The 25250-nt window shown below is 62.9% G+C and carries 21 protein-coding genes; 9 read left to right on the top strand and 12 right to left on the bottom strand.

All coding sequences use genetic code 11. The features are described from left to right. Positions 1–95: 95 nt before the first annotated feature. Positions 96–2513, bottom strand: a complete 2418-nt coding sequence (locus OU993_RS16805) for a YbcC family protein (RefSeq protein ID WP_268159320.1) — start codon at positions 2511–2513, stop codon at positions 96–98. Between the two features lie 4 nt (positions 2514–2517). Then, positions 2518–4086 (bottom strand): proton-conducting transporter transmembrane domain-containing protein, encoded by a 1569-nt coding sequence (locus OU993_RS16810; RefSeq protein WP_268159322.1) that lies wholly within the window; start codon positions 4084–4086, stop codon positions 2518–2520. A 99-nt stretch (positions 4087–4185) separates the two neighbouring features. On the opposite strand from OU993_RS16810, the gene OU993_RS16815 reads away from it, so the two are divergent. Further along, complete coding sequence (locus OU993_RS16815) at positions 4186–5082, top strand: LysR family transcriptional regulator (protein WP_268159323.1); 897 nt, start codon at positions 4186–4188, stop codon at positions 5080–5082. A gap of 179 nt (positions 5083–5261) precedes the next feature. On the opposite strand, the gene OU993_RS16820 is transcribed toward OU993_RS16815, so the two are convergent. From OU993_RS16820 to OU993_RS16840, 5 genes are all read right to left on the bottom strand, one after another. Continuing rightward, positions 5262–6113, bottom strand: a complete 852-nt coding sequence (locus tag OU993_RS16820) for a dipeptide ABC transporter ATP-binding protein (protein ID WP_268159325.1) — start codon at positions 6111–6113, stop codon at positions 5262–5264. Continuing rightward, positions 6110–6961 (bottom strand): ABC transporter ATP-binding protein, encoded by an 852-nt coding sequence (locus OU993_RS16825; protein ID WP_268159327.1) that lies wholly within the window; start codon positions 6959–6961, stop codon positions 6110–6112. The genes OU993_RS16820 and OU993_RS16825 overlap by 4 nt, the downstream gene beginning before the upstream one ends. Before the next feature lie 2 nt (positions 6962–6963). Next, entirely contained in the window at positions 6964–7872 is a 909-nt protein-coding gene (locus OU993_RS16830; protein WP_268159329.1) for an ABC transporter permease subunit, read from the bottom strand. Positions 7873–7887: 15 nt separating this feature from the next. Next, entirely contained in the window at positions 7888–8892 is a 1005-nt protein-coding gene (locus OU993_RS16835) for an ABC transporter permease subunit (RefSeq protein WP_268159331.1), read from the bottom strand. Positions 8893–9051: 159 nt separating this feature from the next. Next, complete coding sequence (locus OU993_RS16840; RefSeq protein ID WP_268159333.1) at positions 9052–10647, bottom strand: ABC transporter substrate-binding protein; 1596 nt, start codon at positions 10645–10647, stop codon at positions 9052–9054. 535 nt (positions 10648–11182) lie between these two features. Between OU993_RS16840 and OU993_RS16845 the strand changes: the two genes are divergently transcribed. Continuing rightward, positions 11183–11689, top strand: coding sequence for a cupin (locus tag OU993_RS16845; protein ID WP_268159335.1), 507 nt, complete (start codon positions 11183–11185; stop codon positions 11687–11689). A 263-nt stretch (positions 11690–11952) separates the two neighbouring features. Here OU993_RS16845 and OU993_RS16850 read toward each other — a convergent pair whose 3' ends face one another. Both OU993_RS16850 and OU993_RS16855 read right to left on the bottom strand, forming a co-directional pair. Then, the gene (locus OU993_RS16850) at positions 11953–12378 is read right to left on the bottom strand and encodes an ArsR/SmtB family transcription factor (RefSeq protein ID WP_268159336.1); all 426 of its coding nucleotides are present in this window, start codon (positions 12376–12378) and stop codon (positions 11953–11955) included. After that, positions 12375–13022 (bottom strand): peroxiredoxin, encoded by a 648-nt coding sequence (locus OU993_RS16855; RefSeq protein ID WP_268159338.1) that lies wholly within the window; start codon positions 13020–13022, stop codon positions 12375–12377. Before OU993_RS16855 ends, OU993_RS16850 begins: the two co-directional genes overlap by 4 nt. A gap of 124 nt (positions 13023–13146) precedes the next feature. Here OU993_RS16855 and OU993_RS16860 point away from each other — a divergent pair, with 124 nt between their 5' ends. Together OU993_RS16860 and OU993_RS16865 are read left to right on the top strand one after the other, a co-directional pair. Then, complete coding sequence (locus OU993_RS16860; RefSeq protein ID WP_268159340.1) at positions 13147–14073, top strand: MBL fold metallo-hydrolase; 927 nt, start codon at positions 13147–13149, stop codon at positions 14071–14073. Positions 14074–14091: 18 nt separating this feature from the next. Then, entirely contained in the window at positions 14092–14883 is a 792-nt protein-coding gene (locus OU993_RS16865) for a sulfite exporter TauE/SafE family protein (RefSeq protein ID WP_268159342.1), read from the top strand. 16 nt (positions 14884–14899) lie between these two features. Here the strand turns inward: OU993_RS16865 and OU993_RS16870 are convergent, their stop codons facing one another. Next, positions 14900–15373 carry an RrF2 family transcriptional regulator gene (locus OU993_RS16870; RefSeq protein WP_268159344.1) on the bottom strand — a complete coding sequence of 158 codons (474 nt, stop codon included), beginning with the start codon at positions 15371–15373 and terminating at the stop codon, positions 14900–14902. Between the two features lie 186 nt (positions 15374–15559). On the opposite strand from OU993_RS16870, the gene cydD reads away from it, so the two are divergent. The 5 genes from cydD to cydX all read left to right on the top strand — a co-directional run bounded on the left by cydD (position 15560) and on the right by cydX (position 21877). Continuing rightward, positions 15560–17176, top strand: coding sequence for a thiol reductant ABC exporter subunit CydD (gene cydD / locus OU993_RS16875; protein WP_268159346.1), 1617 nt, complete (start codon positions 15560–15562; stop codon positions 17174–17176). Further along, positions 17173–18831 (top strand): thiol reductant ABC exporter subunit CydC, encoded by a 1659-nt coding sequence (gene cydC, locus OU993_RS16880; protein ID WP_268159348.1) that lies wholly within the window; start codon positions 17173–17175, stop codon positions 18829–18831. The genes cydD and cydC overlap by 4 nt, the downstream gene beginning before the upstream one ends. A gap of 125 nt (positions 18832–18956) precedes the next feature. Continuing rightward, the gene (locus tag OU993_RS16885; RefSeq protein ID WP_268159349.1) at positions 18957–20570 is read left to right on the top strand and encodes a cytochrome ubiquinol oxidase subunit I; all 1614 of its coding nucleotides are present in this window, start codon (positions 18957–18959) and stop codon (positions 20568–20570) included. Between the two features lie 5 nt (positions 20571–20575). After that, complete coding sequence (gene cydB / locus OU993_RS16890; protein WP_268159351.1) at positions 20576–21739, top strand: cytochrome d ubiquinol oxidase subunit II; 1164 nt, start codon at positions 20576–20578, stop codon at positions 21737–21739. A 21-nt stretch (positions 21740–21760) separates the two neighbouring features. Further along, on the top strand, positions 21761–21877 hold the full coding sequence (gene cydX / locus OU993_RS16895) for a cytochrome bd-I oxidase subunit CydX (RefSeq protein WP_268159353.1): 117 nt from the start codon (positions 21761–21763) through the stop codon (positions 21875–21877). An 82-nt stretch (positions 21878–21959) separates the two neighbouring features. On the opposite strand, the gene OU993_RS16900 is transcribed toward cydX, so the two are convergent. Next, complete coding sequence (locus tag OU993_RS16900; protein WP_268159355.1) at positions 21960–23981, bottom strand: methyl-accepting chemotaxis protein; 2022 nt, start codon at positions 23979–23981, stop codon at positions 21960–21962. A 132-nt stretch (positions 23982–24113) separates the two neighbouring features. Then, a complete protein-coding gene (locus OU993_RS16905) occupies positions 24114–25169 on the bottom strand; it encodes a LacI family DNA-binding transcriptional regulator (protein WP_268159357.1) in 1056 nt (351 codons plus the stop codon). Positions 25170–25250: the final 81 nt, after the last annotated feature.

The raw sequence follows: 25250 nt of genomic DNA on the forward strand, positions 1-25250 counted from the left end.
GGTAGCATAGAGGGCCGCCCTTCACTCTGACAAATGCAAAGAAGGATGCGATGTCGAAGTGGCGCAAAACTGCGACACTTCGACCAAAGAATCGTTCAACCGACGGCCTTTAGGGCAGGTTTCCCTGTGTTTCCTTCGTCAAAGGCACCCCAGCTCAGGTCTCCCAAATACCGTTCAGCCATCAGGCCTGCCTCGTTCAGGGTAAAGAGGGACAGCCAGCCATTGTCGAACAGTGCCTTTACCTGCGGATGGCGGGCAAGGATCTCGTTGATAGCGGTTTGCGGCGCCTCCACCACGACAGAAAGCCTGAGGGGATCATGGACAAAATTTTCGCCGTCATGCACGGACTGCCAGGCAAGCCCGGCCCGTAACGGGCCGCCATTGCCTTCGAGCACGCCGATGCCGCCGACCACGTTGTGCAGCAGCTTGTTGCCGGAACCGAACAGTCTCGGCGCGGCAGCCGAGCCGAAATACTGCAGGCTGATCCAGCTGGCGACGACGACCGGCGCCGTCAGGATCAGTTCCAGCACCTTGAACCCCTCGTCCTTGCGCCAGACATAATCATGCAGGAAGGCGCGGCCTTCGAGCGAGAGGCCCGCCGTGCGGGTTCTTGGCGCGACGATAAAGGCGGAGCAGCCGGCAAGTCCCCATTCCGGCCGCACCTCCGCCCAGTCCCGGCTGCGGGCAGCAAGCGACCGTTCAGAGGCATGCGGGAGACGCTTGACCCGTTCGGCACGCGCCAACCGGCCGGCAGCGGCAAGCCAGAGCTTCAGACGTGGGAGGTCCTCGGCATGACCGGAGGTGTTGAGATCCGCATCGTAAAGCGTGACGGCATCCGTTGTCGTGTCGTGCAGGCCGGCGAGGAACAGCGTGTCCTTCGGCACCACGATACCCCGCTCGACAAGCCCCTGGCGCACCGGCATCTCGTTGAGCAGATCCGCCAGCAGGCGCGCGTTCACATCACCGGCATGCCCACCGCAGGCGCCGCATTGCAGGGCGCTGGCGAGCGGGTTGTTGCTAACCGTCGCGCCATGGCCGCAGAGCAGCACAAGAGGCGCAAAATTTTCGGTCAGTGACATGGCCTTCAGCACCGTTGCAGCAATGCCGATCTTCTGGTCCAGCGACAGCGCCTCGACCAGCCGCGGTTTCGCGGCGGTTTTTTTGTGACAGCCGATCTTCAGCGCGCCAGCGAGCAGTTTCGCCGCATAGACCGGACCCATGGCCTCGACGAAGGCGAAGGAGGAGACCGCCGCCTGCTTGAACCGGCCGAAGGCGCGCACGGCACGCGCCTCGATGCGTGCCGTGCGATCGGTCTCCTCGCTCACCTCCGTGCAGCTGAAAAGACCGGGCTTCAGCAGGGCCGGCAACCGGTGTTCCGTGAGATCTGAAGCCTGGTCGCGATGTTCGGCACCCAGCCCGAAAAAGCCGGCAAAACCGAGCGTCGTGACACCGGCATCGGTGCTTTCGAACGCGCGGCGGAAGACTTCGGAGCGCACGTCGATGCAGAAGGCCGCCTGAATGGCCGGCCGGAGTGCGGACGTTGCAACCGTCGGCTTGAACGGCCCCGGCTGCGACAGCAAGACTGCAAGCCGACGCTGCTCGGCCCGCTCGGCAGCCGCCTGCAGCACGGTATCGATCTCGCGATCCTGGCTCGGCACGATCGGCGCGCGGTGGGCGGCCAAGGCCTTCTGCCAGTCCTTGGCGATGGCCTCTCCATACTGCCGGTAAAGCGCCTCTTCGAAGGCCAGCCGGATCGCCAGCAGATCCACCGCCGTCTCGTCCGACCTACCGTCGCGTTCCGCCGTGAAATCGAGGTGGCGGGCATATTGCGCCCAGCCGCCGAGACCCAGGAGCAGCTGATGGAAATACGATCCGGGGACAGTGCCCAATCCGAGCGTCTCGGCACTGGCCGCGATCGCCCGGCTCGAGATGCGCGGCAGGTCTGCGACGGTCTGGGCAAAGCCTTTCAGGCCGGCGATTTCGGGTGTCAGGTCGTGACGCGCATATATGCGCCAGGCGGCATAGAGCCCCTGCCCCTTCGGCGCCGTCCACAGAGCCTGCCCTTCATCGAAATGGCCCGCAGCAAAGGCGCCGATCCGCTCGGCGACCAGCCGCGGCCAATCGATGCCGGAGACGGTGCAGGCGAGATCGGCAATCGTCGGGATGGCGGCGACCGAGGCCGGCTCTCGCCGCGCAGCCGCCTTCAGGGCGTCGAGCGTCATTGCACCTCCCAGCGGGCTGTTCGCCAGAGCTTCGGCCAGATCCGCGTCGGTGATCATTCCCTCGATGATCTTTCCGGCATACCAGGCGCGCGGCATGGCGATGCTGACACCGCTCAGACGGATGATCTGCTCGGCGGTCTCGGCAAAACCGCGATCGGTCTGTCCCAGGAAAGGATTGACGGCGACAGTCGCGGCAAGCGGCCAGGCGGGCGGGATCGCATTGACCGCAGCGCGAACGGCCTTGGACAGATCGGCGGGCTGCGACGGGGCGACAGGTGAGACGTGATCCATGATCTTAGTCCTTGGCAAGTGTTGCAGCCTGAGCCCGGAAATTGCCGAGCAGGCGGTCAAAGAGAGCGTTCACATAAAGGCCGTTGGCGAGATGCACCCTGAGGCCTGCCAGCGCCGGGTGATGCGCCCAGAGCGGAAAGAGCGACTGGGTGACGGCGATGACGCCAAACGAGGTGACCGAGAGAAGCATCAGGCTCCATTCCAGGCGACCGGGCTGCGGTGCCAGCGGCAGGGTGCCGGCCATCAGATGGTAGGCCGCCCATTGCAGGGCAAAATAACCGGTGGCGGCAGCGACCGAATAGAGCGAGGTCCGCCAGGTGAGCGCGCGAGGGGCGGCATCGGCAAAACCCTGCGCGACGAGATATGCGACCCCGAAGATGAGGATGGCACCCAGCGCAAGCGCCTGCGGCGGCTTGTCCCAGAAGCCGAAGAGGAAGCCGATTACGCCGTAGATGACGAGCGCCAGAAGGAAGGCGCGGGCAACCGCAAAACCATCCGGAACGGCAACCGGGCCCGGTCTGCGCGTCGCGGAAACCGCCTCGATCGCACCACCCGAGGAGAGGAAGGCATGCGCCTTGTAGAGCGAGTGGGCGACGATGTGCAGGAGCGCGATCGGGAACAGCGCCAGGCCGCATTGCAGGATCATGAAGCCCATCTGCGCAATCGTCGACCAGCCAAGCGAGGTTTTCACCGCGCTCTGGGTCAGCATCACCAAACCGCCGAAGAGCGCCGTGAAGCCGCCGATCATGACCAGCACCGCCAGCACGATCGGCGCATTCAGCATCACGTCGGCAAAGCGGATGAGCAGGAAACCGCCGGCATTCACCACGCCGGCATGCAACAGCGCCGAGACGGGCGTTGGCGCTTCCATGACCTCGGTCAGCCAGCCATGGGCCGGGAACTGTGCCGACTTCAGCACGGCGGCCAGCGCCAGGAAGCCGGCGGCCATGAGCGCCATCGCGGGCGCCGCACCCTCGCGGGCCGCAGCCAGGATCGTCGCGATGTCGCCCGTGGCGTAAGCCGTCGCCAGCAGCAGGGTCGCGATCACAAGCGATGCATCGCCTGCCCGCGAGACAAGAAACTTCTTGCGAGCGGCACGCCGGGCCGCCTCCCGCTCCGGGTAGAAGACCAGCAACCGGTGCAGGAAGAGGCCGGAGGCGATCCAGGCCGCCACGAACTGTGCGAGCGTGCCGGAAACGACGAGCAGAGAGACAGCGGCAAGTGTTGCGCTCATCCAGCCGATGAATGGGCCCTGCCGCGCTTCACCGTCGAGATAGGTGGCGCTGTATCTGACCACCACCCAGCCGATGAAGGTCACGAGCAGCAGCATGACCACGCTGACGAGATCGAGCCGCCCGGCAAAGCCTGCAAGCGAAATGCCGATCAGCGGGCTGGTGCCAGCCCCCTGCAGCGCTAGCACGATCGCCGCGGCCACCGCCGCGCCGAATGCGAGCAGAGACAGCAGGCTGACGAGTTTGAGCACCAGATACGGGCGCTGCTGCGGGCCGAGGAAGGCGATACCGGCGGCGACGCCAAACAGGGCCGCGGGCACAAGGGCGAGCATGTAGGTCATCACAACTCCTGCCGTTCATTCAAACGACTGTGAGTTAGCACCCGCACAAACCGAAGAAAAATTCATTGTTCTTCGGTTTTCGTTCTATAAAATAGAATTATGAGCGAGCTGAACTATCACCACCTGCGTTATTTTCGGGCCGTGGCGCATGACGGAAACCTGACCCGGGCCGCCGAGCGGCTGAATCTCTCGCAATCGGCGCTCTCCATCCAGATCAAGCAGCTGGAGGAGCGGCTCGGCCACCCCTTGTTCGAACGGCGGGGGCGGCAGCTCTATCTCACGGAAGCCGGACGGATTGCACTCGACCACGCCGACACGATCTTTGCGACCGGCGACGAGTTGCTTCAGACGCTGCGCCAGACCGGCACGGCGCGCCGGGCCATCCGCATCGGCGCGCTGGCAACCTTGTCTCGGAACTTCCAGCTGGAATTCATCCGCCCTCTGCTTGACCGCACCGATGTGGAGCTGATCCTGCGCTCCGGCAGCACCGCAGAGCTATTGAACGCGCTGGAAACGCTGAATCTCGACATCGTTCTGCTGACACAGCCGCCATCCGCGGATGCGGTGACACCCTTCGTCTCGGAGCAGCTCTACCAGCAGCGCGTCAGCCTGATCGGCAAACCGGCGCTCGCCTCCGGTCGGCAGTCGCTTGGCCAGATGCTGACGCAACATCCGATGATCCTGCCGACGCTCGAAAGCGGCGTGCGCCTGCAATTCGAAGCGCTGGCCGCCCGGCTTGGCGTGACGCCGCAGATCGCAGCCGAAGTGGAGGACATGGCGATGATGCGTCTCCTCGCCCGCTCCGGCGTCGGCCTTGCCGTCATGCCGCCAATCGTCGTGCAGCAGGAGCTGGAGACCGGCATGCTGAGCGAACTCGATACGCTGCCGGGCATCGTCGAGACTTTTTATGCTGTGCAGATCAAACGGCGTTTCCCCAACCCGCTGATCCGCGTGTTGCTGGATGCCGCGCAGTGGCGCGGCGGGAAAAACGGATAACGAACCCTCTGACCCGGTCGACACGGTGCTGCATCTGCCTTCGCCCCGTCCGGACGGGGAGAAGATGGCGGCAGCCGGATGAGGGGCATGTCAAACTATTGTGCAAGCCCATTGCCTCTCACCCCAGCCCCCTCCCCGCTCACGGGGAGAAGGAGTAGAAGCTACCGCTCGTCGAACGATCAGGCGACAGCCTGCTTGCGGGCAAGGCGCGCGCGGATGGATTCCACGTCTGCCCGCGGCGTGGCGGCAAACAGCGTGCGCGTGTACTCGTGCTTCGGATCGGCGAAAACCTCTTCGCGCGAACCGTATTCGACGGCCTCCCCGTAATACATCACCATCACCTCGTCGGCGATGTACTTCACCACAGACAGGTCGTGGCTGATGAACACATAGGTCAGGCCGAACTCTTCCTGCAGGTCAGCGAGCAGGTTCAGCACCTGGGCCTGTACGGAGAGATCGAGCGCCGAGACCGGCTCGTCCAGCACCAGAAGTTTTGGGTTCAGCATGAGTGCCCGGGCAATCGCGATGCGCTGGCGCTGGCCGCCGGAGAACATGTGCGGATAACGATTGTAATGCTCCGGACCGAGACCGACCTTAACCAGCATGTCGGTCGCCCGCTCGCGCCGTTCCGCTGCCGACATCTTGGTGTTGATGGCGAGCGGCTCACCCAGAACGTCGCCGATCTTCTGGCGGGGGTTCAGCGAGCCATAGGGGTTCTGGAAGACGATCTGCACCTTACGGCGCATCTCGGCCGTCAGATGGCCGGGCCGTGTGTCGACGGTCTTGCCCTCGATCAGCAACTCGCCCGCCGTCGGTTCATCGATGAAGGTGAGGATGCGGGCCAGGGTGGACTTGCCGCAGCCGCTCTCGCCGACAATCGCCAGCGTCTTGCCGGCATCGAGCTTGAAGGACACGCCCTTGACCGCATGGACCACCTTCTCAGGTTTAAAAAGGCCCTGGGAGACGTGGTAATCCTGTTTGATGTTGCGGATTTCCAGCATGGGAACCGCGTTGTTCGTCGTCGCCGTCATCGTGCGCCTCCGGCCAGTTCATCCGCCGTCATGAAATCCGAGACCGTGCTCAGCCGGTCACCCGTGGCGTTCTCCGGCAGGGCCGAAAGCAGTGCCCGCGTGTAGGCGTTCTTCGGCGCCTCGAAGAGCGAGAGCACGTCGGCCTCTTCCATCTTGCGGCCCTTGTATTGCACGATCACGCGGTCGGCGGTTTCCGCCACCACGCCCATGTCGTGGGTGATCATGATCAGGCCCATGCCGTGTTCGGCCTGCAGCGACATCAAAAGATCGAGGATCTGCTTCTGGATCGTCACGTCGAGCGCCGTTGTCGGCTCGTCGGCAATCAGGAGCTTCGGATTGCAGGCAATCGCAATCGCGATCATCACGCGCTGGCACTGGCCGCCCGACATCTGGTGCGGAAAGTGGTTGAGGCGCTCTGCAGGATTCGGCAGGCCGACTTGGGTGAAGAGTTCGATCGCGCGGGCACGCCGTTCCCTTTTGCCCATCCCCATGTGGATGCGCAGCACTTCTTCAATCTGGAAACCGACGGTGAAGCAGGGATTGAGGCTGGCGATCGGTTCCTGGAAGATCATCGCCATGTCCTTGCCGATCAGCTTGCGCCGTTCGCCATCCGACAGCGCGCGGATATCGCGGCCCTGGAAGAGCATCTTGTCGGCGGTGATCTTCGCAGTCCAGGGCAGAAGCCCCATCACGGCCAGCATCGACACGGATTTGCCCGAGCCGCTTTCGCCGACGATTGCCAGCACTTCCCGCTCATCGACCGAGAGGGACACGCCATCGACCGCCTTGAACCAGCCGCTGGCGGTTTCGAACTGGACGGTCAGGTTTTCAATCTCAAGAAGCGCCATGATCAGGACCTCTTCATTTTCGGGTCGAGCGCATCGCGCAGGCCGTCACCCATCAGGTTGATCGCCAGCACGGTGATGAGGATGGCAAGACCGGGGAAGGTTACCACCCACCAGGCGCGCAGGATGAATTCACGGGCCTCCGCCAGCATCGTGCCCCATTCGGGCGCCGGCGGCTGGGCGCCCATGCCGAGGAAGCCAAGCGCTGCGGCGTCGAGGATCGCGTTGGAGAAAGAGAGCGTCGCCTGGACAATCAGCGGCGCCGTGCAGTTCGGCAGGATGGTGCGGAACATCAGGCGGAACGGACCGGCGCCGGAAATGCGGGCGGCGGTCACGTAGTCACGCGTCTTTTCCGCCATCACCGCCGCACGGGTCAGGCGCACGAAATGCGGCTGCAGGGTCAACGCGATGGCGATCATGCCGTTCGTCAGGCTGGGACCGAGGATCGCAACAAGCACGAGGGCCAAGAGCAGCGACGGGAAGGCCAGGATGATGTCCATCAGGCGCATGATCACGGTATCGACCCAACCGCGGTAATAACCGGCGATCAGGCCGACCAGGATTCCGCCGGTGAGCGACAGCGTGGTGACGAAGAGGCCGATGAACAGCGAATATTGCGCGCCATAGATCAGGCGCGAGAGGATATCGCGGCCGACCGCATCGGTGCCGAGCAGATAGGCGGAGCGACCGCCCTCCAGCCAGGCCGGCGGCACGAGAACGGCGTCGCGGTACTGTTCGAACGGCGAATGCGGCGCGATCACGGAGGCGAAGACCGCCACGATGACAAGCGCGACGAAAACAAAAAGGCCGATGACGGCGCCGCGGTTTTCGGAAAAGTAGAACCAGAATTCCGCCAGCATCTGGCGGCGAAGCGCCGCGCTGCTGACCACCTGGGTCTTGGCTGTGTCTGCCATGGGATTTTCTCCTTCTTAGTGGCGGATACGCGGGTTGACGAGACCATAGAGCAGGTCGACGATCAGGTTCACCACCATGATGATGCCGGCAATCAAGAGCAGGCCGCCCTGGATGACCGGGTAGTCGCGGCGGAAGACGCTATCCACCATCCACTTGCCGATACCCGGCCAGGAGAAGATGGTCTCCGTCAGGATCGCGCCGGCAAGCATCACGCCGATCTGCAGGCCGATCGTGGTGATGACCGGGATCATGGCATTGCGCAGCGCATGCAGGCTGACAACGCGGAAGGGCGACAGCCCCTTGGCGCGCGCCGTGCGGATGTAATCCTCCGACAGGACTTCCAGCATGGCGGAGCGCGTCTGGCGGGCAATCACCGCCAGCGGAATGGTGGCAAGCACGATGGAGGGCAGGATCAGGTGACTGACGGCCGAGGCGAATGCGCCCTTCTGGCCGGAGATCAGCGAATCGATCAGCATGAAGCCGGTGACCGGCTTGAAGAAGTACATCAGCGAAATGCGTCCCGACACCGGAGTCCACTGCAGGATGCCGGAGAATAGGATGATGAGAAGCAGGCCCCACCAGAAGATCGGCATCGAATAGCCGACAAGCGCCACACCCATCATCGACTGGTCGATGGCGGAGCCGCGCTTGATGGCGGCGATCACGCCGGCTGGGATGCCGATGACGACGGCGATCACGATGGCGCACAAGGAGAGTTCGACCGTCGCCGGAAACAGCGCCAGGAACTGTTTGAGGATCGGCGTCTTGGAGACGATCGAGGAGCCGAAATCGCCGGTGAGCACGCCGCCGAGATAATCGAAATACTGGATCACCATCGGCCGGTCGAGGCCGAGCTGCGCGCTGATCTGTGCGTGCCGCTCCGGCGACATGACGCGCTCGCCGGATAACAGCGCGACCGGATCTCCCGGAAGAAGCCGGATGAAGGCAAACGCGATGATGGAGACCCCGATGAAGGTCGGGATCAGCACGGCAAGTCGCCGCAAGAGGAAGCCAAACATGGTGGACCTGTTGTTTTGTCTGAAAGCTGGGTCTGGCCGGCCGACGCTTCGCCGACTCCTGGCCCAACCCCGGATCGCGCCTTTCCCTGGGCGCCAATCCTTGAGGAAAAGCCGCGAAATGTCACCATTTCGCGGCCTGCCATGGGTCGTGACGCCAGATTATTCGGCGATATCGACGTTTTCGAAGGTGAAGTCACCGAGCGGGCTCTGGACGAAGCCGGAGACTTCCTTGCGCATCGGCACGATGGACAGCGAATGATCGAGCGTTGCCCACGGCGCTTCGCGCTTGAAGATGACCTGCGCCTCTTCGTAAAGCTTGGTGCGCTCTGCCTGATCGGAGGTGATCTTGGCCTTTTTCACGAGCGCGTCGAACTCCTTGTTGCACCACTGCGCACGGTTGTTGCCGCCCACGGCTTCGCAGCCGAGCAGGGTGTCGAGGAAGTTGTCCGGATCGCCATTGTCGCCGGTCCAGCCGAGCATGGCGGCACCGTCGCGATCCTTGGCCTTCGAACGGTCAAGATACTCGGCCCATTCGTAGGAGACGATCTCGACCTTGACGCCGATCTTGGAGAAATCGTCCTGGATGATTTCTGCGGCGCGACGGGCGTTCAGCATGTAGGGACGCGACACCGGCATCGCCCAGACCTTCATCGACAGGTCCTTGACGCCGGCATCGGCCAGCATCTTCTTGGCCGCGTCGAGATCGTAGGTGTCGTCCTTGATGTCCTTGTTATAGGACCACATGGTCGGCGGGATCGGGTTGGTTGCCGGCGTTGCCATGCCCTGGAACACGGCGTCGACGATCGCCTTCTTGTTGATCGCCTTGTTGAGCGCCTTGCGCACTTCCGGCTTGTCGAACGGAGCCTGGGTGGTGTTGTAGGCGAGGTAGGCGATGTTGAGGCCTTCCTGCTCCATGACCTTGAGGTTCGAATCCGACTTCATCGACTGGACGTCAGCGGCGTTCGGGAAGGGCATCAGGTGGCACTCGCCGGCCTTCAGCTTCTGGTAACGCACGGAGGCATCCGTGGTGATGGCGAAGACGAGATCATCGATCTTCGGTGCACCGCCCCAGTAATCGGCATTCTTGGCGTAGCGGATGACCGCATCCTGCTGGTAACCCACGAAGGAGAACGGACCCGTGCCGAGCGGCATCTGGTTCAGCTGTTCCATCTTGCCGTCGGCCTGCAGCTTGTCGGCATATTCCTTCGACATGATCGACGCGAACGGCATGGCGAGGTTGGCGAGGAACGGCGCTTCCGGACGATTCAGGACGAACTTGACCGTCAGGTCATCGACCTTTTCGACCGACTTGATGAGTTCCGGGAAACCCATGCCTGCGGCATATTCCCAGGACGTGCCGGCAACATACTGGTGCCACGGGTTCTTCGTGTTGATCTGGCGATCAATCGAGAACACCACGTCATCGGCGGTCAGCGTGCGGGTCGGCGTGAAAAATTCGGTGGTGTGAAATTTGACGCCCGGGCGCAGCTTGAACGTATATTCTTTGCCGTCGGGCGAAACGGTCCAGCTCTCGGCGAGACCTGCAACCGGCTTCGTCGTGCCGGGTTCGAATTCCAGGAGGCGGCTGTAGACCGGATGGGCCGACGCATCAAAGGTGGTGCCGGCGGTGTAGAGGCCCGGATCGAAACCTTCCGGGGAACCTTCGGAGCAGAACACGAACGTCTTTGCGCTCGCGGCGGTGGAAAGGAAGGACGCGGCGAGCAGCGCCGCAGCAAAGCCAAATTTGTATTTCATTGATATCTCCCATAGGCGCGACTGGAGTGTTTCCGACGTCGCTCCGTGTTCGGATTCCAGATAGCGGATGCTGGGGAGATAAGATTGTTCTTTTCTCTCATTTTTCCCCTGCACAACGTCCAGCCACCACCGCCGTCGCGCCTCAAACCGGTCACAAAACGCAGGAATGTGCGCGTAGCAGCGCCTCCGTCTTATCCTTTAGGCGCAACTTGTAAAGGCGGGCACTTACGCGTTGCGCGTGAAATCGTGAGAAAAATTTGCAGACTTTCCGATCTGCAAAAATATGACAGAAAAACAGAAATAATATTTCATGCAATCCCGCACCGCAGCACAAACTGACTACAGCCTGCACTGGCAGACATAAAAAATTTTCGACACTGGGTAGGAGCAACAGATTCTGCCGTAGCACGATTTGCCCAATCCCTGGACCGTCGCCGGCGCGAAACGTGGTTGTGGGAACCTTCTGCCTCATCACACGATTTCTCGAGCTGATCCGTGGGTTGCAAAGCCACAGGCACGCAATGAGGAGACTGCAATGACGCAACCGGTTCCGATAATGTTCGAGACAAGCGAATGGGTGCCCAATCATCCGTCCTTCCCGGTGCTCGTCTACGACGCTGTCCTTTCGGGCGAAGACCGTGGACGGGCAAAAGCGTTCGAAGACCGGTTTGCGGCGAACGCATGGCAAGACATCTGGCAGGACGGGATCTTTCCCTACCAGCATTACCACAGCCGGGCACACGAGGTTCTCGGGATCGCCCGCGGCCACGCGCGGCTTCTGATCGGTGGATCAACGGGCAAGATCATCGAAGCGAAGGCCGGTGACTGCCTGGTTCTGCCGGCCGGGACCGGGCATATGCGGCTGGAGGCAACGGCCGACTTCCTGGTGGTCGGCGCCTATCCGCCCGATCAGGAGGCAGATATCCTGACCGAAGCGCCATCGCAGCTGCAGAAGAGCAGCATCGCGTCGCTCCCGCCACCCCAGAGGGACCCGCTTTTCGGCGCCGATGGCCCCCTCAAACATCTCTGGCAGGTGACCTGATGTCTGTATTTGGAGCAGGTCGGCGCCGGGCGATCGATTTGGCATTTGCTAATTTGCTTGCCAATTCACCTGCAGCGTGTACCACTGGTATGAGCCGCGTTGAGGAGCGCGGCTTTTTTCAGCGGTTTGGGAGGACTGCCAATGCTTCTTACAGGTGTCGCACTTGCTTTCTGTCTTGGGATCGGCGGCATCGCCTTCTTTCGCTGGCGCGACGGAACGTAAAACGCCAGGGCGCGGCTGAAGGCCGCGCATCCCTCGCCTTATCAGACCGGATCGAGTCTCGCCCATTGGGCGCTTTCGTCAGCCTGCGCTGATGCGCGTTCCGGGACGACCGCCATGTCCTTGGTCTGGATCGAACGGGGTGAGGCATGGGGTTGAGGTTCTGTCGGACAGAACAGCGAAAACAGTGTCTGCATGACCGCGCTCACCCGATCATCGGCGATTGAATAAAAAATCTGGCGGGATTCCCGGCGGGTTTTCACCACGCCTGCCGTGCGCAGTTCCGCCAGTTGCTGGGACAGTGCCGGCTGTTTGAAGCCGAGCTCATCCTGGATCTCGCCGACGGAGCGCTCGCCACCGGCGATGAAACAGAGCAGCATCAACCGACTTGGCGTGCTGAACAGGCGCATGAATTCCGCCGCTTCCGCAGAACGTTCCTGCATCATCTCAAGGGGAAGGTGCTGGCTCATGAGCGTCGCTCCCGATAATACCAGGCTCGGCCGGGTTCGGCCTCCCGCGCATGATCCAGCGTCTGCGCCGCCGGTTCGACCAGCGGACGACCGGGCTGCCAACCCTCGGGCGCCAACGCCCCTTCGCGCTCGGACACCTGCAGCGCTTCGACAAGCCGCAACAGTTCGTCCACGGAACGCCCGACCGTCATCGGATACCAGACGATGGCACGGATCACCCCTTGTGGATCGATGACATAGGTTGCGCGGACCGTGGCACTGCTCGCCGAGGCGCTATCCAGCATGCCGTAGGCCCTGGCGATCACCATCGAACTGTCCTCGATCAGCGGAAAGCCGACGCTCACGCCGAAATTGCGCTCAATGTCCTGCAGCCAGGCAACGTGCGCGTAGAGGCTGTCGACTGACAGTCCGAGCAGGTCGCAGTTCAGGCGACGAAATTTTTCCTCAGCCTTTGCAAAGGCGATGAACTCGCTGGTGCAGACGGCGGTGAAATCGGCCGGGTGGGAAAAGAACAGCACCCAGCGACCGCGATAGGACGAAAGCGAGATGTCGCCAGCCGTCGAGCGGGCGGTAAAGCCCGGTGCGCGGTCGTTCAGCCGAAGCCCGCCGCGCCTCAGTTCATCCGCATCATCCAGACCCTGCATGAACCAGACCCCTCCATTGCTCCGGCGCGACCTATAGCGGAACGCTTCGCCGCGCCCAACCATAATTCCATACTTGCATATTTAACGCAAATATGTATTTATTACTCCAGAGATGGAGGAAGCCATGTCCGACACCGCCCTTCAACACGCAACAGATGTCATTCTTGCCGCCCGCGCCGACGTGCAGCGACAACCGCTCGTCCGGTCGTTTTTCGATCCGGCGACCTATACGATCAGTCATGTGGTGCGCGATCCGGGCTCGCGAGCCTGCGCCATCGTCGACAGCGTGCTCGACTACGACCCCGCCTCGGGCCGCACGATGAACGAATCCGCCCGCGCCTTGATTGATTACATCAAGGATGAGAATCTCGAGGTTCAGTGGCTGCTGGAAACCCATGCCCATGCCGACCACCTGTCGGCAGCCCCTTTGCTGCAGGCAGAACTCGGCGGGCAGCTCGCCATCGGCCACGAGATCATCCGGGTGCAGGAAGTGTTCGGCAAGATCTTTAATGCCGGCACCGAATTCCAACGGGATGGGAGCCAGTTCGACCACCTTTTCAAGGATGGCGACCGTTTCCGCATCGGCACACTGGAGGCGACCGTTCTGCATGTGCCGGGCCACACGCCGGCCTGCCTTGCCTATGTGATCGGCGACGCGATCTTTCCGGGCGATACGCTGTTCATGCCCGACTACGGTACGGCGCGCTGCGATTTTCCGGGCGGTGACGCCCGCACGCTCTACCGCTCGATCCAGCGCCTGATGCAGTTGCCGGGCGAAGCGCGAATGTTCCTCTGCCATGATTACAAAGCGCCCGGTCGTGACGTCTACGCCTGGGAAACCACGGTGGAAGCCGAACGCACCGGCAATATCCATGTCCGCCAGGGGATCTCCGAAGACGAATTCGTGACGATGCGCACCGAACGCGACAAGACGCTCTCCATGCCCAAGCTGATCCTGCCCTCCGTGCAGGTGAACATGCGGGCGGGCAAGCTGCCGCCGGCGGAGGAAAACGGGGTGCAATACCTGAAGATCCCGGTCAACGCGCTGTGACGCGACAGGTGCCGCCCGATGTTGCTTGACCCCCTGCAATACGCGCTCGGCGCGCTTTCCGGCGGCGTCGTCGGCTTCACGCTCGGCCTGTTTGGCGGCGGCGGCTCGATTCTCGCCGTGCCGCTGATGGTCTATGTGGTCGGGGTTCCGAGCCCGCATCTCGCCATCGGCACCAGCGCCTTTGCGGTTGCCGCCAATGCCTTCACCAACATGTTGAGCCATGCGCGGGCCGGCCATGTGAAGTGGCGCTGCGCTGGCATCTACAGCGTTGCCGGCATTCTCGGCGCCTATGTCGGCTCTTCGCTGGGAAAAATGATCGACGGCCAGAAGCTGCTCATTTTGTTTTCGCTGCTGATGCTCGTCGTCGGTGCGCTGATGTTCAAGGGACGCGGCGCGGAAGGCAATCCGGGCGCACAATGTTCCCGTGAGAATGCGCCGAAAGTTGTCGGTTTCGGCGGGCTGACCGGCATATTTTCCGGCTTTTTCGGCATTGGCGGCGGTTTTCTCATCGTCCCCGGCCTGATCGCCTCCACCGGCATGCCGATCCTGTTTGCCATCGGATCGTCGCTGGTCGCCGTCACTGCTTTCGGGCTGACGACGGCGCTGAACTATGCCTTGTCCGGTTACGTCGACTGGCTGCTCGCCATCGTTTTTGTCGGCGGCGGGGTGCTCGGCGGGTTGTTGGGCGGTCTGCTTGCCGCGCACCTGTCCACGCGCAAGGGCATGTTGAACAGCCTGTTTGCCGGCCTGATCTTCGTGGTGGCCGCCTATATGCTCTACCGCAGCAGTGGGACGCTGCTCGCGAGCTGACTGCTGAAACCCAGGTTCACGAACCGATCGCCGCCGCGCAGGCTTCGGACGGTTGCGGACGCAGGCGCAGCAGCGCCTCCAGGCCACAATTGCCGAGCACCAGATCGTCGAGACAGACCTGGTCCAGCTCGCGATAGAAGGCTTCGGTCGCTGCCGCAATGTATGTCTTTAGCCGGCAGGCACCAGCGAGCGGACAGGTATTCGTCTCGGGGTCAAAACACTCCGCCACCGGCACACCGGCTTCGAACAGGCGAAAGACCGCCCCGATCGAGATCAAATGGCCGGGCACCGCCAGACGCAGTCCGCCGCCCCGACCGCGGATGGTTTCCAGAAAACCTTGCATCTGCAAGGCGGATACGACGTGCAGCAGATGGTTGAGCGAGGCGTTGCAACTGCGGGCGATATCGACCGTCCGCACAGTCCGGGCCTCGTTGACCGCGCACATCATGAGAATCCGCACCGCCAGGTTCGTTCTGGTCGTCAGTCGCATCGCCCCTCCCCGGATGGTTGCAAGATCCTCCTATGAACGCAAGTTTTCGAAGCGTATGTGATCTAGATCAGTTTCCCGGCGGTTTTTGCCCGTTATCTGGCATGACAAATGCCAGTTTTGAGGTTGCAGGTGGCCAAAGACGTGAATGCAGAACGACGGAGACGGGCCTCTCCGCTCACTGACTTGATGAAGCCGGGACAAAAAAACCTTCGGCGCGCAGGCCTTTTATCGGCCGTCGCCGCGATGTTGTGGCCGCTCCAGGCCTGGCTTGTGGCGGAGGCGCTCGGATCCCTCCTGACCGGAAAACCGATCTCCGCAGCCGGTGTGGCGCTGGGATTTGCAGCGATCGGGCTTCTGCGTGGCCTGCTCCACTGGCAGGCGGAAGCGCTGGCACAGAGATCCGCGGACACGGTGGTGGCCGACGTGCGGGCAAACATCGTCCGCCGGGAGGCACGCCGTTCCGCGGAAAGCGCGATCGGCGGCGCCGGCGCCATCGCAGCACTCGCGACCGAAAAACTGCAGATGCTGGTGCCCTATGCCACACGTTACCTGCCGGCCCAGATCCGTGTATCCACCGTGCCGCTGCTCATCCTGATGCTCGCCTTCTGGCACTCCTGGGCCGCCGGCCTCATTCTTTTGATCAGCGGCCCGCTGATCCCCGTCTTCATGGCGCTTGTCGGCATGGCAGCGAAGGAGGCGAGCGCACGGCAGATGGTCGAGATCGGCTCGATCAACGATGCGCTGGTGGAACGGCTGTCGGCCCTCCTCGATATCCGCCTTCTCGGCGCCGGGCAGACGGTGGAAGCAGGCTTTGCGGCAAGCGCCGGCGACCTGCGCCGCCGCACCATGGCCGTCCTTTCGATCGCCTTTCTCTCCTCGACCGTGCTGGAACTGTTTGCCGCGATCGGTGTCGCCATGATGGCGGTCTATGTCGGTTTCACGCTGCTCGGCACCATCAGCTTCGGCACCTGGGGGATGGGGCTGTCGCCGGCTGCCGGCATCTTCCTGCTGCTTCTGGCCCCGGACTTTTATCAGCCGCTGCGTGACCTTGCCTCCGCCTGGCACGACCGGGCAAGCGCTGCAGCCGTTGCCGACGAGATCGCCGCCTGGGAGGCGGACGAGACTACCGTGATGCCCGGCCAGGGGCGGCGCACGGCACCGTTGGCCGGACCGGCATCGATCCGCCTCAGTGGCTGCGTCTCCGCCTCGGGCGCCCGCCTTCCGGAGGTTTCGATTGCGCCGGGGGAAAGCGTCGCCCTCGTCGGGCCCAGCGGCGCCGGCAAGACATCGGCATTGCGGCTGATGGCGGGTCTTGCCGTTCCGGCGCAAGGCGCGGTCATCGTCGGCGATCATTGTTTGACCGACGAGACCGCCGATGCCTGGCGCTCGCGCCTTGGCTGGATGCCGCAGGCGCCGCATTTCCTCAATGCAAGCATTCGGCACAACCTGACGCTCGGCCGGCAGGGGGATCTTTCTGCCGCGCTGACGCAGGCAGGGGTCGATGCCGTCGTGGCCGGCCTGCCGCAAGGGCTTTCGACGCGACTGGGCGAACGGGGCGCCGGACTGTCCGGGGGCGAAGCCCGTCGGCTGACGCTGGCGCGCGCCATTTTTTCCAAACCTGACGTCGTGCTGGCCGACGAGCCGACGGCGGATCTGGACGCGGAAACCGCCCGCATCGTGGCCGATGGGTTGATCGCCGTGGCAAAACGCGGGGCAACGCTGGTGATCGCCACCCACGACATGACGCTTGCCCGGCGTATGGACCGCATCATCCGCATCGGCGACTTTGGAGGCATCGCATGAGCGCGCTCTGGCAGATTTTCCGGATCATCATACGCGACCAGCGGGTGGCCCTGCTGCGCGGCGCAGCACTTGGCATCGTTGTCCTCATCATGGGGGTCACCCTGCTCGGCCTCTCCGGCTGGTTCATCACAGCGGCTTCCGCGGCGGGCCTTGCCGGGCTCGGGACCGTCTTCGACGTGTTTCGCCCCTCCGCCATGGTGCGGTTCCTGGCGCTTGGCCGCACGGCCGCGCGATACGGCGAACGGCTGCTCACCCATGACGCAACGCTTCGGGCGCTGGAAACGCTGCGGCTTCGCCTGCTGCGCAGTTATCTCACCGCACCGCTCCAGCGGATGCAGAGGATCCGCGGGCCGCAGGCGCTCAATCGGCTGATGGCCGATATTGACGCGCTGGACGGCGTGCCGCTCCGCCTCGTTTTGCCGTTCTGTTCGGCACTTGTGGTGCAACTCATGGCCGCCATGGCGTTGTGGTTCCTGGTCTCGCCGGTCATTGCCCTGTGGATCACCATCGGATGGACGGCCGGCGCGGTGCTGGTATTCTGGCCGAGCCTGGTGATGGCGACGCCTTTGTCGCGCCAGCGGGAGGCGGCGGCGCAGGCGTTTCGCACCCGACTGATCGACCTGATTGGCAGCCGACGGGATCTTGCCGTTTACGGCCGCCTGGCGGACCAGGTGCAAGCCGTCACGGCAGCAGAAAGCCGGCGGCTTGCGATCCCGCTCGACCGCGTCGATCGGGCGACCGGCCTTGCCCTCTCGTGTCTCGCCACCCTCGTCGGCGCGGGCACGCTGTGGCTTGGCCTTCAGGCCGCACAGGACGGGTTATTGCCGCCGGCCTTTGCGGCGCTCGCCTTTTTTGCCGCGCTTGCACTCTTTGAGACCATCGCGCCGCTGCGCCGCGCCGCCAGCGATCTCGGACGGATGGCGGAAGCCGCCCGCCGGGTGCGGCGTGACCTTGCCCGACCGGATGGCAAGCCGGTTGAGCAGCCGGCAACCGCCCGCGATACATCGGCTGCGGCGGGTCCGGCACTTGCAATCCACGATCTCCGGCTGATGCGGCAGGACGGCGACGCGCTGCTGATCGACGGCCTGGGACTGGATGTCGCAGCCGGCGAGACCGTGGCGCTCACAGGCACCAGCGGCTGCGGCAAATCGACGATCCTGCTGTCCATTGCCGGCCTCTCTCCCGTGGCAGGCGGCGAGATCCGAGTTCTCGGTCGCGACCTTTCTGCCTGGCCCGAGGCGGCACTTCGCGAAGTGCTGACGCTTCTGCCGCAACGCAGTGCGATCATGGCCGGCACACTGCGCGAGACGCTGCAGCTCGCCGATCCCGGCCAGAGCGACGACATGTTGTGGTCGGTGCTAAAATGCGTACATCTGGAAAGACTTGCGCAGGAACGCGGTGGGCTCGATACGCGCCTCGGACACTTCGGCGAAGGTCTTTCCGGCGGGGAAGCACGTCGGCTGGCACTCGCCCGCGCCCTCCTGCGGCGGCCGCATGTGCTTCTCCTCGACGAACCGACGGAAGGGTTGGATGACGAGACCGCCCGTGCGGTTCTTGCCGGCATCCGCGCCTTCCTGCCGGATGCCGCCATCCTGATGGCGTCCCACAGACCCGTCGAGAAAGCTCAGGCGGACCGCCTGATCCTGCTCGATTAAGTCGTATCTGAAATGTGACTTATTGATCAGGATCAAGGTTCCCGAACCCGGTTCTGCTTACCCTGATGTCAGTCTTGACCAGAACGGACGGGCCCGCCCGCCCTCCGTCTAGGGAGTAAGCGAAAATGGATATCGGCATCGTTGAGCTGTCACGTCTGCAATTTGCGCTGACGGCTATGTATCACTTCCTCTTCGTGCCGCTGACGCTTGGTCTGTCGATCATCGTCGCGATCATGGAGACGGTCTATGTCATGACCAACCGCCCGATCTGGCGCCAGATGACGAAATTCTGGGGTACGCTGTTCGGCATCAACTTCGTCCTTGGTGTTGCCACCGGCATCACCATGGAATTCCAGTTCGGCATGAACTGGAGCTATTACAGCCATTATGTCGGCGACATTTTTGGCGCGCCGTTGGCCATCGAAGGTCTGATGGCCTTCTTCCTTGAGGCGACCTTCGTCGGCCTGTTCTTCTTCGGCTGGGACAAGCTCTCCAAGGTGCAGCACCTGGTGGTTGCCTGGCTCGTTGCGATCGGCTCGAACCTCTCGGCGCTCTGGATCCTGATTGCCAATGGCTGGATGCAGAACCCGGTCGGGGCTCAGTTCAACCCGATGACCATGCGCATGGAGATGACAGACTTTTACGAGGTCCTGTTCAACGAAGTGGCGCAGGCGAAATTCGTGCATACGGTAAGCGCCGGTTATGTCACCGCCGCCGTCTTCGTCATCGGCGTCTCGGCCTGGTATCTGCTGAAGGATCGCCATCATGCGCTGGCGCGCCGCTCGATCACCGTGGCAGCGGCCTTTGGCCTCGCTTCGGCCTTCTCGGTTGTGCTTCTCGGTGACGAGTCCGGCTATTCGGCCACCCACAGCCAGAAGATGAAGCTGGCTGCGATCGAAGCCATGTGGGAGACGGAACCGGCGCCGGCGCCCTTCACCGCCTTCGGCTTTCCGGACCAGCAGGCACGCGAAACGCATTTCGCCGTCCACATTCCCTATGCCATGGGCCTGATCGGCACCCGTTCGCTGACCACGGAAATCCCCGGCATCAAGGAACTGGTGGAACAGGCGGAAAACCGCATCCGTTCGGGTCTTGTCGCCTATGACGCGCTGATGACCGTTCGCCAGCAGCGGGACGCCACACCGCCGGAGATCATGAAGACCTTCGAGGATCATTCGCACGATCTGGGTTTTGCCTTCCTGTTGAAGAAATATGTCGATGATCCGCGCACCGCGACAGAGGCGCAGATCAAGATGGCGGCCAATGATACGGTTCCGCACGTCTGGCCGCTGTTCTGGGCCTTCCGCATCATGGTGGCGCTCGGTTTCGGTTTCATCGCAACCATGGCCTATTTCTTCTATCGCGCCTCGTTCCGCGGCATGCGTTACCCGCGCTGGGCTCTGACGGTTGCCGTCTTCATGATCCCCGCACCCTGGATCGCGGCTGAAATGGGCTGGTTTGTCGCGGAGTTCGGCCGGCAACCCTGGACGGTGGACGGCGTGCTTCCCACCGCCCTCTCTGCCAGCGCGCTCTCGGTGACGGAGCTTCTGATCACCATTCTCGGCTTCGTCGCCTTCTACACGGTGCTCTTCATCATCGAGATGGGCCTGATGCTGAAATACATCCGCAAGGGTCCGTACATGGATGTTGCCGAGACCGACGACTGGATCAAGGCACGCCAGGAAGCCCTGAACCCGTCCGGCCTGCGCCCGGCCCCCACTGCCATTCCTGCGGAGTAAGGACCATGATCCTGCACGAACTTCTGAGCTATGAATTCCTGCGCGTCGTCTGGTGGTTGCTGCTCGGCGTCCTGCTGATCGGCTTTGCCGTGACCGATGGGTTCGACATGGGTGTCGGCGCGCTCATCCCCTTTGTCGGCAAGACCGATGTGGAGCGCCGGGTGGCCATCAATACGGTCGGCCCGGTCTGGGAAGGCAACCAGGTCTGGTTCATCCTCGGCGGCGGCGCGATCTTTGCCGCCTGGCCGCCACTTTATGCGGTCAGCTTCTCAGGCTTCTATCTGGCGATGTTCGTCGTTCTTGCCGCCTTCATCGTCCGGCCGGTCGCCTTCAAGTACCGTTCCAAGCGGGACGATGCCAGCTGGCGCAATGCCTGGGACTGGGCGCTGTTTGCCAGCGGCGCCGTGCCGGCTCTGCTCTTCGGGGTCGCCGTCGGCAACGTGATCCAGGGCGTTCCCTTCCATTTCACCGATGACCTGCACAGCATCTATGAAGGCGCCTGGTACACCAAGTTCATCGGCCTGCTGGATCCGTTCTCGCTGCTTGCCGGCGTCGTGTCGTTGACCATGCTGCTGATGCATGGCGCGGTCTGGCTCACCGTCAAGGCAGAGGGCACCGTGCAGGCCCGCGCCCGTGCCATCGGCTCGGTGGCCGCCCTTGCCGCCGTGTTCGCCTATGCGGCGGCCGGCCTGTGGCTCGCCTACGGCATCGAGGGTTTCCGCATCGTCGGCGAATACGCAACCAACGGTCCGTCGAATCCGCTACATTTCGAGGTGGAGCGTACGGCAAGCTGGCTCACCGCCTACCAGGACCGCCCGTGGATCGCGGTTGCCCCGGCGCTTGGGCTTGGCTGCGGTCTACTGACCTTCCTGGGTCTCAGGGCCGGTCGCGAAGTCTCGACGCTGATCTTCTCGAAGCTGTCGATCCTCGGCGTGATCGCCTCGGTAGGGCTGACGATGTTCCCCTTCATCATGCCATCGTCAAGCGACCCGAAATCGTCGCTGACCGTCTGGAACAGTTCGTCTTCGCATCTGACGCTGTTCATCATGCTCGTCTGCACGGTCATCTTCATGCCGATCATCCTCGCCTACACGACCTGGGTCTACAAAGTGCTCTGGGGCAAGGTGACGGAGAATGACGTGACCGAACACAGCCACTCCGTCTACTGAAACGACAAGGAGGTCATCAAAATGTGGTACTTTGCCTGGATCCTCGGCCTTCCGCTTGCCGCCATCTTCGCCGTGATGAACGCGATGTGGCTGGAAATGAAGGAAGACGAACAGACCATCGCCAGCAACGAACGCTGAGCCAGTCTGCTCCACCAAGCCCATAAAAAAGGCTCCTGCTTTGACGGCAGGAGCCTTTTTCGGGTTCGGTAACAGGGAGGGCTCAGAACTCTTCCCAGTTGTCCTGCTTGGAGGCCGTAGCGGCCGCGGCAGCACCACCGCCGAAGGCCTTGCGCACGCTGCCCATCAGGCCGCGGGCGGGTGACGAAGCCGGAGCCGTCGAAGCCGATGCGGCCATGGGCGTCGTGCGGGCACGCGGCATGGCAGCCGGGGCCTGAGCACGAGCGGCAGCCGGCGCGGCGACACCCTGGCCGGCAATGTTGAACTGGCCGATGAGGGAAACCAGCGTACCAGCACTTTCGGTCAACCGGTAGGAAACCGCCGTCGTCTCTTCGACCATCGCGGCGTTCTTCTGGGTGAACTGGTCCATCTCGCCAACCGAGGTGTTGACCTCGGCAAGCGCCGAACTCTGCTCCCGTGCAGCCGAGGCGATCGAGGCGATCTTGTCGCTGATGGTCGCAACATGTGCGGAAATATCCGTCAGCGCCTTGCCGGTCTGCTCGACCAGAGACACGCCACCCGCCACCGCTTCACCGGATTTCAGGATCAGCGCCTTGATGTCCTTCGCCGCATTGGCGGAACGCTGGGCAAGCTCGCGCACTTCCTGGGCAACGACGGCAAACCCCTTGCCAGCCTCGCCCGCACGCGCGGCCTCGACGCCGGCATTCAGTGCCAGCAGATTGGTCTGGAAGGCAATTTCGTCGATCACGTTGATGATCTTCGAGATTTCGTTCGAGGCTTCCTCGATATTGCCCATGGCGGCAATCGCATCCGAGACGACCTTGGACGACTGGTCGGTGCTCTTGCGGGCCGTCAGAGCCACGTTCGAGGCTTCATCGGCCTTGGCGGAGGAGGCCCGCACGGTGACCGTGATCTCTTCAAGCGCCGCAGAAGTCTCCTCCAGCGAGGCCGCCTGCTGTTCCGTGCGACGGGACAGGTCGTCTGCTGCCGAGCGCATCTCGTTCGAGCTTGCCTGGATGCCGGAAATCTCTTCGCGCAACTGCTGCATCGTCGCGCCGAGCTTTTCAACGGAAGCGTTGAAATCCGCACGCAGGGTGTCGAGGCTGCCTTCGAAGACGGTGTCGATGTGCACCGTCAGGTCGCCGGCGCTCAACCGCTTCAGGCCGTTGCCAAGCGTCGCAACCGCCTGGTCCTGAGCCTTTGCGGCAGCTTCCTTGGCGGCCTCGCGTTCGGCGCGATCGCGTTCCCCAAGCGCCGATGCTTCGGCTGCACTTTGCTCAACTGCGATCTTCTGCAGGGCCCCTTCGCGGAAGACCTCCAGCGCCCGAGCAAGATCACCGATTTCGTTGCGATAGGTCTGGTGCGGGACGGCGGTCGTCAGATCACCGGCAGCAAGGCTCTTGGCGGCAGCCGTGACACGCGGGAGTGAACCCACCACCGCACGGGTCAAGACCGCCACCAGACAGGCTGCAAGACAGAGGATGATGGCAGCAGAAATGCCGATCGCGCGGGTCAGCTCGCTTGCCATGCTGTTGATATCGGCGGCGCGGACGCCGGCATAGAGGATACCGATGACCTCTCCCGCGGGCGAGAAGATCGGCTGGTAGATCGTGTAATAGGGCACGTCGAGGATCGTCGCTTCACCGCGATAGACCTGCCCCTTGACCAGGAAGGGATAAACCGCGCCCGTCTTGCCAAGCGCCGTGCCAACGGCACGGTTGCCATCCGGCTTGATGATGTTCGTCGTGCGGCGCCAGAAATCCTGGTTCTGCGGATCCCATGCGAAAATCGTCGCCGTCTGTCCGGTCATGCGGCCGATGCTGTCGATCATCGAATGATCGGGAAAGCTCGCCGGGATGGCGGGCGCCACGATCCGGTCCACGTTGCCGCCCTTCCACGTCACCTGCGCACCGGGGAGTTCTTTCTCCACAATGGTCGCTGCCACACGCAGACTGGTGTTCTGGCTGTCGACAGCCTGTTGCTGGATACGTCCGGCAATCGTGGATGAAATGACCCAGGAGACAGTCGCCAGCGAGACGACCAGGATCATGATGGTCGTCACGGTGACGGTCTTTGCCATTCCAAAACGAGAAAAGATGAGCATGTGGCGCCCCCGCGCTTTGATTTTAATCAATTCAAGATGCAGGAGCTTTGTTAAACTAACGTTTAAGACCTGTTTTGCGGCAAAACCGGGGGGCTTGGACACCAGATCCCAGCCGCCAGACGCTCCGGAGCGTCAGCCTGTCGCTTTCAGGCGTCCGGTCGATGACCGTTCCACGAGATGGCAGGCAAGTTCGATCCGTCTTGCCAGACTGATGCGCCCGGCCATCGCCTCACTGAGCAGATCAAGCGCAGCCGCGCCGATTTCGCGCATCGGCAGATGCATGGTGGTAAGCGGCGGGTTGACAAAGGCCGCCTGGGGCAGGTCATCCATGCCGACGACCGAGACGTCTTCTGGAACGGAAAGCCCCGCCTTCTGCACGCCCATGATCGCGCCGACGGCAAGGCTGTCGCCGGCCGTGACGACGGCGGTAAAATCCTGTCCGTTCTCCACAAGCCGCTGGCCGATCGCCTGCGCCGCCAGTTCCGGCAACCAGTCATCCACCGTAACCACCATGCGCTCCGAATGATCGAGCCCTTTCAGCCGCAGGGCATCCTGCCAGCCTTCCTTGCGGTGTTCGATCGTGCGTCGTCCCGGCCGCATCAGGAAGAGGATACGCCTGTGGCCGAGCTGGATCAGGTGGTCCGTTGCAAGCCGTGCGGCGGAGCGATTGCAGGGGGTGACGCTGGACAGCCGCATCAGCGGATCGTGGCCATTGAGCAGGACGACGGGTTTCGGGAAATCGCGGGTTGCCGCAAGCATGGCCTCGTCATCAACGGTGAGGAACAACAGGCCGGCGGTCTCCGGATCCTCGCGCGCCTCCTGCAGGAGCTGCTTCTCGTCCGCCCGGTCGGTCACCGCGCGCGTGACGATCTCAAGACCGAGCGCGGAGGCACGCTCATTCAGCCCCTCCAGCACATAAAGCGTGAACTGGTTGCGGACGTAATCGATCATTGCGGCACTGGAGGCCGCCAGAATGACCTTTCGACCAGCCAATGCGGCGGGCACGGCGTAATTCACCTGCTTGGCGGCCGCGAGCACCTTTTCCCGGATATCCGGCCGAACGCCCTTTTCGCCCGCCAGTGCCCGGGATGCAGTGCTGAGCGATACGCCACAGGCCGCGGCCACGTCTTCCAGCGTGATCCGTCGGTTCTTTCTGGCCCGTTTTCCCGGCAGCGGTTTGATGTCCATCGGCAATCTCCTTCGCGCAAACTGCAAAAAATTTTCAGCTTGCGCAATGTTTTTCTCAGTGTTTTGTTAAGCCTCAAGGAA

Origin of the sequence: Rhizobium sp. SL86, assembly GCF_026672545.1 — a bacterium.
Classification (GTDB): Bacteria; Pseudomonadota; Alphaproteobacteria; order Rhizobiales; family Rhizobiaceae; genus Neorhizobium.